This is a genomic window from Hymenobacter terrigena (genome assembly GCF_054776515.1).
The window spans coordinates 256,969-270,524 of sequence record NZ_BAAHBU010000002.1; the positions used below are offsets into that span (position 1 = coordinate 256,969).

The window sequence follows — 13,556 nt, forward strand, 5'->3', positions numbered from 1 at the left end:
AAAGATTAAAAGCCCAGGTTAACACCCGCCAGGAAGGTTTTGGCCAGCGGCGGCGTGTAGAAATCGTGGCCCAATACCGTGTTAGCATTGTAGAGGCCCGATACTACCTCGGGGTCGTAGCCGGTGTACTTGGTGAAGGTGGCGAGGTTCTGGCCCGTCACGTAGATGCGTACCGTTTGCAGGTAGCCTTTCTTCACCAGGTCGGCGGGCAGGTTGTAGCCCAGGGTGAGGTTTTTGATGCGGAAGAACGAGCCGTCCTGAATCCAGCGCGACGAAGTACCCGTACCGTTGCCTTCGCCAAAGCGGGCCTGCGGAATGTCGGTGATGTCGCCCTTTTTCTGCCAACGGTTGAGCTGGTCGATGGTCTGGTTGTCGAAGAAGTCACCGTTTACCGACTGGTAAATTCCCGCACCGTTGTAGATGTCGTTACCAACCGTGAACTGGCCCAGGCCGCTCAGGTCAAAGCCTTTATAGGACATATTGAGCGTAACGCCGCCCGTATATTTCGGATTCGGGTTGCCGAGCTTTTGGTTGGGAGCCGAAGCGTAGTCACTGGTTTTTGAGCCATCGGCATTGTAGTAGAGGGCGTTCCCGTTGTCGGGGTCGACGCCGGCGTATTTCTTGCCCCAGAACACGCCAATGGGTTCGCCCTGACGCACGCGGCTCAGCGTATTGCCGCCGGGAATGATTTCATCCTTCAGCGTGGTGATGATGTTGCGGTTGAACGAAATGTTGCCACCCACGCTCAGCTTGAAGTCGCCGTCCAGCACGCGGCCGTTCAGGGCCAGTTCCAGGCCGCGGTTGCGCAGCGAACCGATGTTCTCGGTGATGATGCTGTAGCCGCCGGTGTAGGGCAGCTGGCGGTTGAGCAGCAGGCCGGTGGTGTTTTTCTGGTACACGTCGGCTTCGCCCGTGATACGGTTGTTGAGGAAAGCGAATTCTACGCCGAAGTCCACCTGCTTGGTGTTTTCCCAGGTCAGGTTGAGGTTACCGAGCGTGTTCAGCGGAGCCGTGCCCGACTGGTCGGCATAAGGCAGCGCCGCGAACAGCGAGCGGGAAGCAAAGTTGGCAATTTCGGCGTTGCCGGTGAGGCCGTAGCTGGCGCGCAGCTTCAGGAAGCTCACCACCGAATTGTCCTTCAAAAAGCTTTCTTCCGAAACCACGTAGCCCACCGAGCCGGCCCCAAACGTGCCGTAAGGGTTGTCCTGCCCGAAGCGCGACGACCCGTCGCGGCGGATGCTGCCCGACACCAAGAACTTGTTGCGGAACGCGTAGTTGAGGCGCCCGAAATACGAAATGAACGAGAAGCCAGTGCCGAACGACTGGTTGCCGCTGGTTTTCACGGCGGCGCTGGCAATGCGCGTAAACTCGGGCGTGGGGAAGCCGCGGCCTTCGGCGGCCGTCAGCTTGGTGTCGGAGCGCTGGTAGGAGTAACCAGCCAAAGCCTCGAAGCGGTTGTCGTCGCCGAGGTTGAAGCCGTAGGTGGCCGTGTTGTTGGTGGTGTAGTTGATTACCTGCGTCTGAGCGCTGTAGGCGTAGCCGGTGGAGCCGCCGTCCTGCGTGCCGGCGCCGCGCACCAGGTCCTCGTTCAGGTTCAGGAAGTCGCCGCCCACTTCGGTGCGCAGCGTCAGGCCCTTCAGCGGCTCCCAGCTCAGGTAGGCGGTGCTGAACGAGCGGAAGTTGCCGGCGCGGTTACTGCCGAGCTGCTGGTCGAGCAGGTTGTTATAGTACAGCGTGTTGGGATTCAGCTTGCCCGAGGTAGGGTCGTACACCGGTTGCAAGGGCGGCAGGGCATTCAGCTGCAAGGGGTTGGCAAAGGCGTTGTCGTCCGAAACCCGGTCGTTTACCGAACGGGTGAGCGACAGGTTGATGCCCACGCGCAGCTTTTCGTAAATGCTGTGGTCGAGATTGAGGCGGATGCTGCCGCGCCGGAAGCGGTTGCCGATGATGATGCCCGTCTGGTCGTTGAAGGTGCCGCTCAGGTAGAAGCGCGTCTTGGCATCGCCGCCAGCTACGCTCAAGTCGTATTGGCTCACCGTGCCGTGGTCGCGGAAGGCCTGGTCGCCCCAGTTCGTATCCGAAGTCGAATTGTAATCAATCCCACCGAAATCGGAAAAAACGCCTGCTACGTTTGGATACTGGTCGGCTCCCGTTCCTACGTAACCGGCATTGATAATGGATTCGCTGAACAGTTCCTTGTACTGGGCTGCGTTCAGAAACTTGCGCTTGCGGGTGGGCGTGCTGCGGCCCACGTAGTAGCCCACGTTCACCTTGGTCTGGCCCTGGCGGCCTTTTTTGGTGGTCACGAGCACCACGCCGTTGGAGGCACGCGAGCCGTAGATGGCCGACGACGAAGCATCCTTGAGGATGGAGATGCTCTCGATGTCGTTGGGGTTGAGGTCGGCCAGCGGGTTGGCACCGTCGGTGTTGGCCTGCGACTGGTCCTGCGAAGTCACCGGAATGCCGTCAATCACATACAACGGCTGGTTCGAAGCCGTAACCGAAGCCGAGCCGCGTACCCGAATCTGCACGCCGGCGCCCAGCTTGCCCGAGCCCTGGCTGATGGCTACGCCCGGCGTCCGACCCTGAATGGCCTGCTCGAAGCTCACTACCGGCTGGTTGGCCACATCTTTGGCCGACAGTTGGGTAACAGAACCCGTGAGGTCGGCTTTGGTCTGCGTGCCGTAGCCCACTACAATGGCTTCGGTGAGTTCGGTGGTGCTGGCGGCCAGCGTCACGTTGAGCGTGGTTTGGCTGCCCACGGCTACGGTCTGCGCCTTGTAACCCACCGAGCTGATTACCAGCGTCGCGTTGGGTTGCACGGTTAGGCTAAAGTCGCCATTAGCACCGGTGCTGATGCCGTTGGTAGTACCTTGTTCCAGCACCGTCACGCCGGGGATGCCCCCACCGTCGGTCCCGACCACCCGGCCGCTAATGGCCCGGCTTTGGGCCCACGCCGAGGCGGAATACAGGCACGCCGCAAAGAGCAGCAAAAGCCTTAAATGAGTAATAAGTCTGCGTCTCATGAGATGGATATTAAGTAGCGGTTAGAGATGATAAAAACCTCGGAAAACAGCACGAGCAAAAACAGAAGGGCCAACCGGCGATGTCGCTCCTTTGCAATGCCAGAGCCATATTCATAAGATGCCAAAAACCTTATAATTGCATATATTAAATTTATCCATTTACCGCATATATTCCAACGGCTTGCTATACTTCCCTACCTTTACCGCGCTATTGCCTGCGGCGCCAGCCACGCGTGCTGCCGATTTTTTCTTTGCTTATCAATGCCCACCATTCATTACCTCACCACGGCCGAACCCATTGCCGCTGCCGCCGCGCACTTTGCTACTTTGCCGCGCATCGGCATCGACCTCGAGTTTGATGACATGCGCCACCGTTACGGCCGCCACCTGGCACTTATTCAAGTATTTGATGGGGCCGAAGTTTACTTGATTGACCCGCTGCCCCTGCCCGACATGGCCGCCGATTTGGAGCCGCTGTTCGCGGTACTCCGCGACCCGGCCGTGGCCAAGGTGTTCCACTCCTGCAAGTCCGATATTCTGTTGCTTGATGAGGTGTTCAGCGTCAATTGCCGCAACATCGTGGACACCAGCGTACAATTCACCTTGCTGGCGGCCGAGGACAATAATATTTCGCTGGGCCGCCTCATTCAGGCCGAGTTAGGCTTTGAAGTTGACAAAGGCGAACAGAAATCGAACTGGCTGAAGCGCCCGCTCACCGAGGCTCAAAAGGAATACGCCGCCAACGACGTGCTCTACCTCTTCGAGCTCACCGACCGCCTCAGCGCGCGCCTGCAGGAGCTGGGCCGCGCCGACTGGGCCGCCCAGGAAAACCTGGCCCTCGAAGCCGTACGCTACGGCCGCGACGACCCGCGCCCGTGGTCGCGCAACGCCGCCAAATACAAGATTACCGCGCAGGAAATGCCCATTTTCCGGGAGCTGTACATGCTGCGCGATGCCGTGGCCCGGCAGCTCGACCGCCCGCCCTACCACGTGCTCAGCAACGACCGGCTAGCCGAGCTGGCCCGCAACCCGCTCGAAACCGCCCTGCAGCTGCGCGGCGCCAACGGCCTACATCCCGAGTTGAAACGCTCGCCCTACGCCGAGCAGCTCCTCGCCATCGGCACCACCGATTTGGAACCCGACGCGCCGCTGCCGGCCGAGCAGCGCAAGTTCCCGTTCCGCCGTCGCCTCAGCGGCCCCGCCGCCGCCCGCGCCGATGCCCGCGAAGCCCTGCTCATGGCCCTCAAAGGCCACCTCGCCACCGACCACGGCAGCACCATGGCCAACATGGTGCTCAGCAACCGCCTCATCGCCGACATCATCGAACTAGGCACCGAAGCCGCCCTGCGCCCCTGGCAGCAGCAATTATTGAAAGATTCGGCTGAGAAGCACGGTGAGGATTACGCCTCGATTGAGCAACCTTTCTAGACCACGGATTCGCTCGGATTTTTCGGATTCCACAGATTTTGTGGATGATTATTTCCCGGACTGAACAGAAAAGGCCACTCGTGCGAGTGGCCTTTTCTGTTGTGGGATTCGCACTGAAAGACGCGACGTCCGAAGAATCCGTGAAATCTGAAGAATCCGAGCAAATCCGTGGTCTAAAATTGCGCTTCCTCCGTGCTGCCTACCAAGGCGGCAGTACTGGTCTGGTTGCTGGTTACCACGTTTTGCACGGCGTCGAAATAGCCGGTGCCCACAAAGGACTGGTGCTTCACGGCCTGGTAGCCGTCCTTCGCCAGCGCAAATTCCCGCTCCTGCAATTCCGAGTAGCCGGCCATGCCGCGCTGGCGGTAAGCCTGGGCCAGCTCGAACATACTGGTATTGAGGGCATGAAAGCCGGCCAGCGTGATAAACTGAAACTTGTAGCCCAGTGCGGCCAGTTCCTCGCGGAAGGTTTCCATCTGCTCCACGCTCAGCTTCGAAGCCCAGTTGAAGGACGGCGAACAGTTGTAAGCCAGCAGCTTGCCGGGGTATTTGGCGTGAATGGCTTCGGCGAATTTGCGGGCGTCGCCCAGGTCGGGGTGCGAGGTTTCCATCCAGATGAGGTCGGCGTAGGGCGCGTAGGCCAGGCCCCGGGCAATGCCCGCCTCCACGCCGCAACGGATGCGGTAGAAGCCTTCGTTGGTGCGCTCAGCTTCCTGCAAAATGAAGGGCTGGTCGCGCGGGTCCACATCAGCCGTGAGCAGGTCGGCCGCGTCGGCATCGGTGCGGGCCACAATCAGGGTGGGCACGCCCAGCACATCGGCGGCCAGGCGGGCGGCCACCAGCTTGTTGATGGCCTCCTGCGTGGGCACCAGCACTTTGCCGCCCAAGTGGCCGCACTTTTTGGCCGATGACAGCTGGTCTTCGAAATGCACGCCGGCGGCCCCGGCCTCAATCATCATCTTCATCAGCTCAAACGCATTCAGGTTGCCGCCAAAACCGGCTTCCGCATCGGCCACGATGGGCGCGAGGTAGTGCACGTCGCTCCGCCCGTCGAGGTGCTGAATCTGGTCGGCGCGCAGCAGGGCGTTATTAATGCGGCGCACCACGCCCGGCACGCTGTCCACGGGATAGAGGCTTTGGTCGGGGTACATGTGGCCCGCACCGTTGGCATCGGCTGCCACCTGCCAGCCGCTCAGGTAGATGGCCAGCAGCCCGGCCTGCACTTCCTGCACGGCCTGATTGCCGGTAAGGGCACCCAGTCCGGCCACGTACTCGCGGGTGTGCAGCAACTCCCAGAGCCGCTCAGCCCCCTGGCGGGCCAGTGAGTACTCGATGTGCACAGAGCCCTGCAGCTTCACCACATCCTTGGGCGAGTACGGACGCTGGATGCCTATCCAGCGGGGATTGTGGGCCCAGTCGAGGGCAATTTCGGCGGCGCGTTGGGTGTGCGTTTTCATGGAAATGGGATTGAATGGTGGAGGTTGGGTTTGGGCAATAGGGTACCGGGCTGCCCGTTGGGGCAGCTTTTTTGGGGTTCGGAAGCAGAATGTAGCGTGGACTCTGCGAGTCCACGCTACAGTGCGTTAGGCCAGTTGCTCGTAGGCCGGCACGGTCAGGAATTCGATGAACTGCTCGCTCATTACCAGCTTATCAAAAAGTCGCGCAGCCTGCACGAAATGGCCCTTTTCATAAGTCTCCTCCCCTACCAACGCCTTGATTTTCTCCAACTGCCCGGGCACCAGTGAGCGGTATAGTTCGGTGGTCACGGCGCGGCCGTCGGCCAAAACCGTACCCGGCGTGTGCAGCCACTGCCACACCTGCGCCCGGCTGATTTCGGCCGTGGCGGCATCTTCCATCAGGTTGTAAATCGGCACGCAGCCGTTGCCGCCCAGCCAAGAGGCTAGGTACTGAATGGCCACATCAATGTTCAGCTTCAGGCCATCCTCGGTGATATTTCCCACCGGTGCTTTCACCAAATCGGCGGCCGTGACGTGAACATCGGGGCGCTTGTTTTCGATTTGGTTGGGGGTTGGCATCAGGCGATTGAAGACTTCCAGCGCTACCGGCACCAGGCCGGGATGGGCCACCCAGGTACCGTCGTGGCCATTGGTGGCTTCGCGGATTTTGTCCTGCCGAACCTTTTCCAAGGCTGTGTCATTAGCGGCTGGGTCGTTTTTGATGGGAATCTGGGCGGCCATGCCGCCGATGGCGTGCACGCCCCGGCGGTGGCAGGTTTGCACCACCAGCGCCGAGTAGGCGGCCATGAAGGGCACGGTCATGGTCACTTCGGCGCGGTTGGGCAGGCGGAATTCAGGATTCAGGCCTAGGCGCTTGATGTAGCTGAAAATGTAGTCCCAGCGCCCGCAATTCAGGCCCGCGCTGTGCTCGCGCAGCTCGTACAGGATTTCATTTAGTTCGAAAGCGGCCGGTAAGGTTTCAATCAAAACCGTGGCTTTGATGACGCATTTCGGCTGTTTCAGCGACCATTGGGCGAAGCCAAATACGTCGTTCCACAGGCGGGCTTCGAGGTGGCTTTCGAGTTTGGGCAGGTAGAAATACGGCGCGGTGCCCCGGGCGCACAGCTCGTGCGCGTTGTGGAAATAATAAAGGCCGAAATCCAGCAGCGCAGCGCTGATGGGCTCGCCATCGACCAGAATGTGCTTCTCTACCAGATGCCAGCCGCGCGGGCGCACCATGAGCACAGCCGTTTTCCCGTTCAGCTTGTACTCCTTAGTGGGCGTGCTGAGCGAGATGGTGCGGCGCACGGCATCGCGCAGGTTAATCTGGCCCTGAATGACGTTGTCCCAGGTCGGGGCGTTGGAGTCCTCCAAATCGGCCATGAATACGCTGGCCCCGGAATTCAACGCATTGATAATCATCTTGCGCTCCACGGGGCCGGTGATTTCCACGCGGCGGTCGAGCAGGTCCTGCGGCAACGGGGCCACGGTCCAGTCCTGCTCGCGGAGGCGCTGGGTTTCGGGTAGGAAATCGGGCAGAATGCCGGCGGCAAAATCGGCCTGGCGCTCGGCGCGGCGGGCCAGCAGGGCCTGGCGGGTGTGGTCGAAGCGGCGGTGCAGCTCGGCCACGAAAGCCAAGGCCGAGGGCGTGAGGATTTCGGCGAAGGCCGGCGAATAAGTACCGAGGACTTTCACCCGTTCCGGGGTGAGGTAGGTGGGCGGGGGGGCGGGGGCAACGTCGATGAAAGTCATGTCTTGGTCAGTTATATGGTGAGCAATGAGTGGCGGGGCTGGTTTTCAGTTGAATTACGCCGGTTGCCGGTGGTTCGGGGTAAGACTTTAGGCCGGGCTTGGCACAAACATACATTGCGAATTTTATTTTATCAGCGAATATTCGCTGATAAAATAAAATTCGCTTTAACCACGCATTTAGCTGGGTTGCCGTAGCTTCGTCAAAACGACCTCTGCGACGAATGGCAGTGGTTTTTGCGACAGCACTACTAAGGCGCAATGCCAAAATATTATTTCCCCTATGCTTAATCACGGCCAAGTCGTTCGCCTCATCTTTGGTCTGAAGCTGCGCGAGCTGCGGCAGGAGCGCAGCCTGAGCCCGGCCGAGCTGGCGCGGGTCTGCGACGTGTCGGTGAGCTACTTGAATGAGATTGAGAAGGGCAAGAAGTACCCCAAGGCCGACAAGATTCTGAGCCTGAGCAAGGCCCTGGACGTGCGCTACGACCAGCTCACCTCGCTGGAGCTGCCGCGCCGGCTGGAGCCCATCGGCGAGCTGCTGAACTCGAAGCTGCTGAAGGAATTTCCGTTGGAGATGTACGGCCTGGAGCCGGCCCGCATCATTGAGCTGATTGCCAACGCACCGGCCCGGATGAATGCCTTCATCAGCACCATCTTCGAGATTGCGCGCAACTACGAGATGCGCCAGGAGCACCTGTTCCTGGCCGCACTGCGCTCGTTTCAGGAGATGCACGACAACTACTTCGAGGATTTGGAGCAGGACGTACGCGCCTTCGTGGGTAGCCACCAGTTGAGTACTGTCGCGCCGTTTGACCTCGGCCAGCTGGAGCGCGTACTCACGGAGGAATACGGCTACACGCTGGACCGCGAAACGCTGGGCCACCACGCCGTGGCCACCCAGGCACGGCTGCGGAGCGTATTTCAGCCCAAAACCCGGCGCCTGCTGCTGCGGCCGGGGTTGAGCCGGGGCCAGCAGGCCTTCGTGCTGGGCCGCGAAGTGGCCTTCAACTACCTGAAGCTGACGGAGCGGCCCTACGTGAGCAGCAGCCTGCAGGTGCGGTCGTTCGATGAGGTACTGAACAACTTCAAGGCCTCCTACTTCGCCGGGGCGCTGCTAATGGAGGAGGAGAGCCTGTTGCGCGACGTGAAGAAGTTTTTCGGGGCCAAAAAGTGGCAGCCGGAGCTGCTGCTGAACCTGATGACGCAATATGACGTGAGCCCCGAGATGTTCATGCAGCGCCTTACCACGCTCTTGCCGCGGCATTTTGGGCTGCAAAGCCTGTTCTTCCTGCGCTTCGACCAGGCCGATTCCCTCGCGCCTTTCGAGCTGACCAAGGAGCTGCACCTGGCCCGCCTGCACAACCCCCACGGCAACGAGCTCAACGAGCACTACTGCCGCCGCTGGGTGAGTTTGCGCTTCATCAACGAGGCCCGCGCCATGCCCGTGCCCGATACGGCCGATGCTCCTGTGACGGTGGCCGGGGCGCAAAAGTCCCGCTACTTCGGTACCGACGACGAGTACCTGTGCTTCACACTGGCCCGCGCCGGCACGCCCACCCAGGTGGCCCTGAGCGTGACCATCGGCCTGCGTTGCGATGATAATCTAAAACAGCACGTTCGCTTCCTGGCTGACCCGGCCCTGCCCTTTCGCATCGTGAACGAAACTTGCGAGCGCTGCCCGATTGCCGATTGCGAGTCGCGCGCGGCGGCCCCCACCGAGATTGTGCGGCTGGCCGAACGGGCGGCGTTCGAGGCGGCCGTGGCGGAACTGGTAGAAGGGAAAGTCTGATGCGGCGCGGCTACCTCATCGGCGGGATATTACTGTTGCTGCTCATTGCCGCCGGCTACGTGGGGTGGCGCGTGGCCTACCGGCCCAACGTCACGGTCTTTCCCGAAGGCCCAGCCTACCTCTACATCCGCACCGGCACGGGCTACGCGGCGGTGCTTGATTCGCTGCAAAAACACGAGCTGCTCATCGAGCCGGCCACTTTCCGCTGGATGGCCGAGCACCACGACTACCCGCCCCACGTGAAGCCCGGCCGCTACCGGCTCGACCCCGGCATGGGCAATATCGACCTGCTGAAAATGCTGCTATTTGGCCAGCAGGACACGGTTAAATTCGAGCTCAAGCCCTTTCATTACATTGAACAGCTGCCGCGCAAGGTATGCGGCCGACTCGAAACCGACTCTTTCAAGCTGGAGCTTTTGTTAGGCGATAACGAGGGCCTGCAACGCCGCTACCACCTCGATACCTGCACCATTCGCACCATGTTTATCCCCGGGCAGTACCGGCTGCTGTGGAACACCAGCTCCCCGGTTTTTCTGGATACCATGGCCGCCCGCTACCGCCGGTTCTGGACGGCGGAGCGGCAGGCCCGGGCCGATTCTTTGAAAATGACGCGCGTGCAGGTGAGCGTGCTGGCCAGCATCGTGCAGCGCGAAACAGCCCAGCCGACGGATAAGCCCCTCATCGCCGCCGTCTACCTCAACCGCCTGCGCAACGGCCAGCCCCTGCAGGCCGACCCTACCCTGCTCTGGCCCCTGCACGGCCTGGGCACCCGCAAGCGCGTGCTGAACGTGGACAAAAAAGTCGATTCGCCCTACAATACCTACCGCCACAAGGGCCTGCCGCCTGGCCCCATCACCACGCCGCTGCCCGGCTCGCTGCTGGCCGTACTCAAGCCCGCCCACAACAAAAACCTGTTCTTCTGCGCCCGGCCCGACGGCAGCGGCTTCTCCGATTTCGCCGAAACCTACGCCCAGCACAAGCGCAACGCCCGCCGCTATCAGCACCGGCTGGATAGCTTGGGGGTGAAGCGGTGAAAAAGTTTTGGGGTAGCCAATTTGTACTATAGCCGGCCTGTTTTAAAGAATGTATGTAAAGCCCTCGGGCAACGGCGGACTGCTTTAACCAAGTGTGCAGCAGCCCCGCCGTTGCCCGAGGGCTTTAGCATTTTCAAGCATATGGCAGCGGGAAACCTCGCGGGCACGATTTCTTTAACCCCGCCCGCGCGTCAGTTGCTGGCCTGCTACCCGGCGGTGGTGTACATTTGTTTCCCAATTTTCCGCAAAACCGCCCGTATGCGTCAACCTCTTCTTTTCTTGATTCCTGTCTTCTGTGGATTAACGGCTTCGTCGGCCCTGGCCAGCGGGTATGACAGCGGCCCGCAGGGGGCCCGGGTGCTGGGCCTGGGCGGCGCCAGCACGGCCTACATCAACAGCATTGCCGGCCTGAGCACCAACCCCGGCCTACTGGGCCAGTGGACCGATTCGCTTACCCGCATCAGCATTGGCGGCATCGGCCAGGTGCGCCGGGCCTCCTTCGTGGGTCAGGACACCTACCAGCGCACCGACCAGGACCTGGTGGTGCAGCCCGGCGGCTACCTGTATGCAACCCACGCCCTGAACAAGCGCGTGGCCCTGGGCCTGGCCATCACCACGCCTTACGGCTACCACACCAAGTGGCCCAACACCTGGGAAGGCCGCTCCGTGGTGCAGGAAAGCCAGCTCAGCACCTACTTTGTGCAGCCCACCGTGGGCATTCGGCTCAACGACAACTTCAGCGCCGGCGTGGGCTTTGTGTACGCTTTTGGCAAATACACCCAGCGTCGGGCTCTGGGCCAGTACGACGACCCGACGGCTCAGGCCCAACTCAGCGCCAGCGGCTCGGGAGTGGGCCTGAACGTAGGCCTGTACGGCCGCAGCGGCGACAACCTTTCCTTCGGCATCAGCTACCGCAGCAGCGTGCAGCTGAAAATGAACAACGGCACCCTCACCAACTCCGGCGTGCCCGCCCGCGATGCCAGCGTGGCCCCGGCCACCTCGGCCTTCAGCACCCGCATCCGGCTGCCCAACACGCTGGCCGTGGGCGTGGCTGACCGCATCACCCCAAAACTGCTGCTCACGTTCGACTTCTCCCTGAGCGGCTGGAGTTCGGTGGATTCGCTGAAGCTGACCGTCGACGCCTCGGGCAGCGCCCCGGCCCGTACCCTGAGCAGCGCCCGCCGCTACGAGGATGCCCTGAGCTTCCGGGTGGGCACCGAATACCAGGTGAGCCCCAAGCTGTCCGTGCTCGGCGGCCTGCACTACGATGAGTCGCCCGTGCGCGACGAGTACATCAACCCCGAGTTTCTCGATGCCAACCGCATAGGCGCATCGCTGGGCCTGACCTACCGGCTCAATCCCCGGCTGACGCTGGAAGGCGCTTACTCCTTCGACTACGCCACGTTGCGCACCGCCCGCGTAGCCCTCACCGATGAGAAGGTGGCCAACGTGGCCGGTACCTACCGCATGGCCGTCAACACGGCCTCAGTGGGCATTGCGGTGGCCTTCTAGGCAGCTTGCCAGCTAGGCTTTGGCCGGCTGATAAGCCCACGGGGCCGCCTCCTCTCAACTCTGCATTATTCGATTCTGATTTTCGCGATGAAGCATTTTTCTTTTACGCTTTCGGGCCGCGCTGGCTTAGTGGCCGCCACCGCCCTGTTGCTCACGGCCTGCGCCCCGGCCCAGGATACCCCCACCCCCGCCGCTACCACCGGCCTCGACCTGAGCCGTTACCTAGCCGTGGGCGACACCTACACGGCCGGCGTGAGCGCGGGCGGCCTCACCCGCGCCAGCCAGCAGTATTCGTTTCCGAACCTGCTGGCACAGCAGTTCGCGCTGGCCTCGGGCGGCGGTACCTTCTCGCAGCCGCTACTGGAAGCGGGCTCGGGCTCGGGCTACCTCGACTTTGTCGATTTCACTGCCTCAGGCCTGGTGCGCAGCCGCCGCGTGGCCGGGCAGGCCGTGCGGGGAAGCGCCATCATCACCCCCGGCAATTGCGGCAACCCCGACACCACGCGATTGTTGGTGCGCTCGGCCACGGCCAGCGCCCTGCCCCAGAACCTGGGCGTGCCCGGCCTCACCCTAGCCCAAGTTGCAACGGCAGGCCTGGGCAATGAGGCCAACGCCCGGCCCGGCGTGGCCTTCAACCCCTACTTTGAGCGCCTGCTGCCGGCCGCCGACAATCGCACCTACCTGCAGGCCGTAACCGATGCCGCTGCCACAGCCACCTTCTTTACCTACTTCCAGGGCCTTGATGATTTGATGCCCTACGTACGTAGCGGCGGCCAGTGCGGGGCCAACCCGGCCACGCTGCCCAGCATCAGCACTATGCGTACCAACGCGGGCCTAGTAATTGCCCGCCTCGTAGCCAAAGGCCAGCGGGGCGTAATTATGCAGTTGCCGCCGCTCACGAGCCTGCCATTCCTGCGGGCCGGCCAGGGCCTTAACCTCGAAGCCCGCCTACAGGCCAGCTTCGGCGATACCGCCCGGATTTACATCGAAGACCCGATTAATTTGGGGCCACCGGTGCACATCACCAATAATGATTACGTGCTGGCCCCGGCCCTTGCCCGCATTGGCCGCCCTACAGCCGTGGTGGTGAACGGCACAACGCTGATGCTGCCGTACGGCCGCGACATCCGCAACCCCATCCGCGATGCCGATGTGCTCGACAAATCGAGAGAGTTTGACTTGATTGATGGGGTACGAAAAGACTACAATAACTATCTCAACGACCTAGCCGGCATTACCTACAAACTTCCCATTCTCACGCCTGCCACCAACAAAAGCACCCTGGATACGGATGTGCTGCTCTTCAACCAAGTGGCCGGTATTATCGCAGTGGGTGGCGTACAGTATTCGCCCGAACTGGTGCGGGGCAATTTCTTTTCACTGGATTATTACTCGCTTACGCCGCGCGGCAACGGGCTATTGGCCAATGCCATTATCGCCGCCCTCAACCGCGCCTACCGGACCCAAATCCCGGCCATCGACGTAAACCGCCTGCCGGCAACTGCCCAATAGTGTCGTCCCGGCTGGTGTAATCTGTTATTCCCACAAAAAAGCTCCGTGG

Annotated in this window: 8 protein-coding genes; 5 read left to right on the plus strand and 3 right to left on the minus strand. The window is 61.5% G+C overall.

Going from position 1 to position 13,556, the window contains the following annotated elements:
• Positions 1-5 precede the first annotated feature (5 nt).
• Positions 6-3,026, minus strand: a complete 3,021-nt coding sequence (locus tag ACYU7Q_RS08035) for a SusC/RagA family TonB-linked outer membrane protein (protein ID WP_460608925.1) — start codon at positions 3,024-3,026, stop codon at positions 6-8.
• Positions 3,027-3,287: 261 nt separating this feature from the next.
• Between ACYU7Q_RS08035 and ACYU7Q_RS08040 the strand changes: the two genes are divergently transcribed.
• Complete coding sequence (locus tag ACYU7Q_RS08040) at positions 3,288-4,454, plus strand: ribonuclease D (RefSeq protein ID WP_460608926.1); 1,167 nt, start codon at positions 3,288-3,290, stop codon at positions 4,452-4,454.
• Between the two features lie 173 nt (positions 4,455-4,627).
• Here ACYU7Q_RS08040 and aceA read toward each other — a convergent pair whose 3' ends face one another.
• Both aceA and aceB read right to left on the minus strand, forming a co-directional pair.
• On the minus strand, positions 4,628-5,911 hold the full coding sequence (aceA, locus tag ACYU7Q_RS08045; RefSeq protein WP_460608927.1) for an isocitrate lyase family protein: 1,284 nt from the start codon (positions 5,909-5,911) through the stop codon (positions 4,628-4,630).
• 126 nt (positions 5,912-6,037) lie between these two features.
• The gene (gene aceB, locus ACYU7Q_RS08050) at positions 6,038-7,663 is read right to left on the minus strand and encodes a malate synthase (RefSeq protein ID WP_460608928.1); all 1,626 of its coding nucleotides are present in this window, start codon (positions 7,661-7,663) and stop codon (positions 6,038-6,040) included.
• A gap of 280 nt (positions 7,664-7,943) precedes the next feature.
• Here aceB and ACYU7Q_RS08055 point away from each other — a divergent pair, with 280 nt between their 5' ends.
• The 4 genes from ACYU7Q_RS08055 (at position 7,944) to ACYU7Q_RS08070 (ending at position 13,507) form a co-directional block, all read left to right on the plus strand.
• Positions 7,944-9,449, plus strand: coding sequence for a helix-turn-helix domain-containing protein (locus tag ACYU7Q_RS08055; RefSeq protein ID WP_460608929.1), 1,506 nt, complete (start codon positions 7,944-7,946; stop codon positions 9,447-9,449).
• Positions 9,449-10,483, plus strand: a complete 1,035-nt coding sequence (gene mltG, locus ACYU7Q_RS08060) for an endolytic transglycosylase MltG (RefSeq protein WP_460608930.1) — start codon at positions 9,449-9,451, stop codon at positions 10,481-10,483. The genes ACYU7Q_RS08055 and mltG overlap by 1 nt, the downstream gene beginning before the upstream one ends.
• Positions 10,484-10,762: 279 nt before the next feature.
• Entirely contained in the window at positions 10,763-11,995 is a 1,233-nt protein-coding gene (locus ACYU7Q_RS08065; RefSeq protein WP_460608931.1) for an OmpP1/FadL family transporter, read from the plus strand.
• An 87-nt stretch (positions 11,996-12,082) separates the two neighbouring features.
• Positions 12,083-13,507: a hypothetical protein gene (locus tag ACYU7Q_RS08070; RefSeq protein WP_460608932.1), complete on the plus strand. Its 1,425-nt coding sequence runs from the start codon at positions 12,083-12,085 to the stop codon at positions 13,505-13,507.
• The last annotated feature ends 49 nt before the right edge of the window (positions 13,508-13,556 follow it).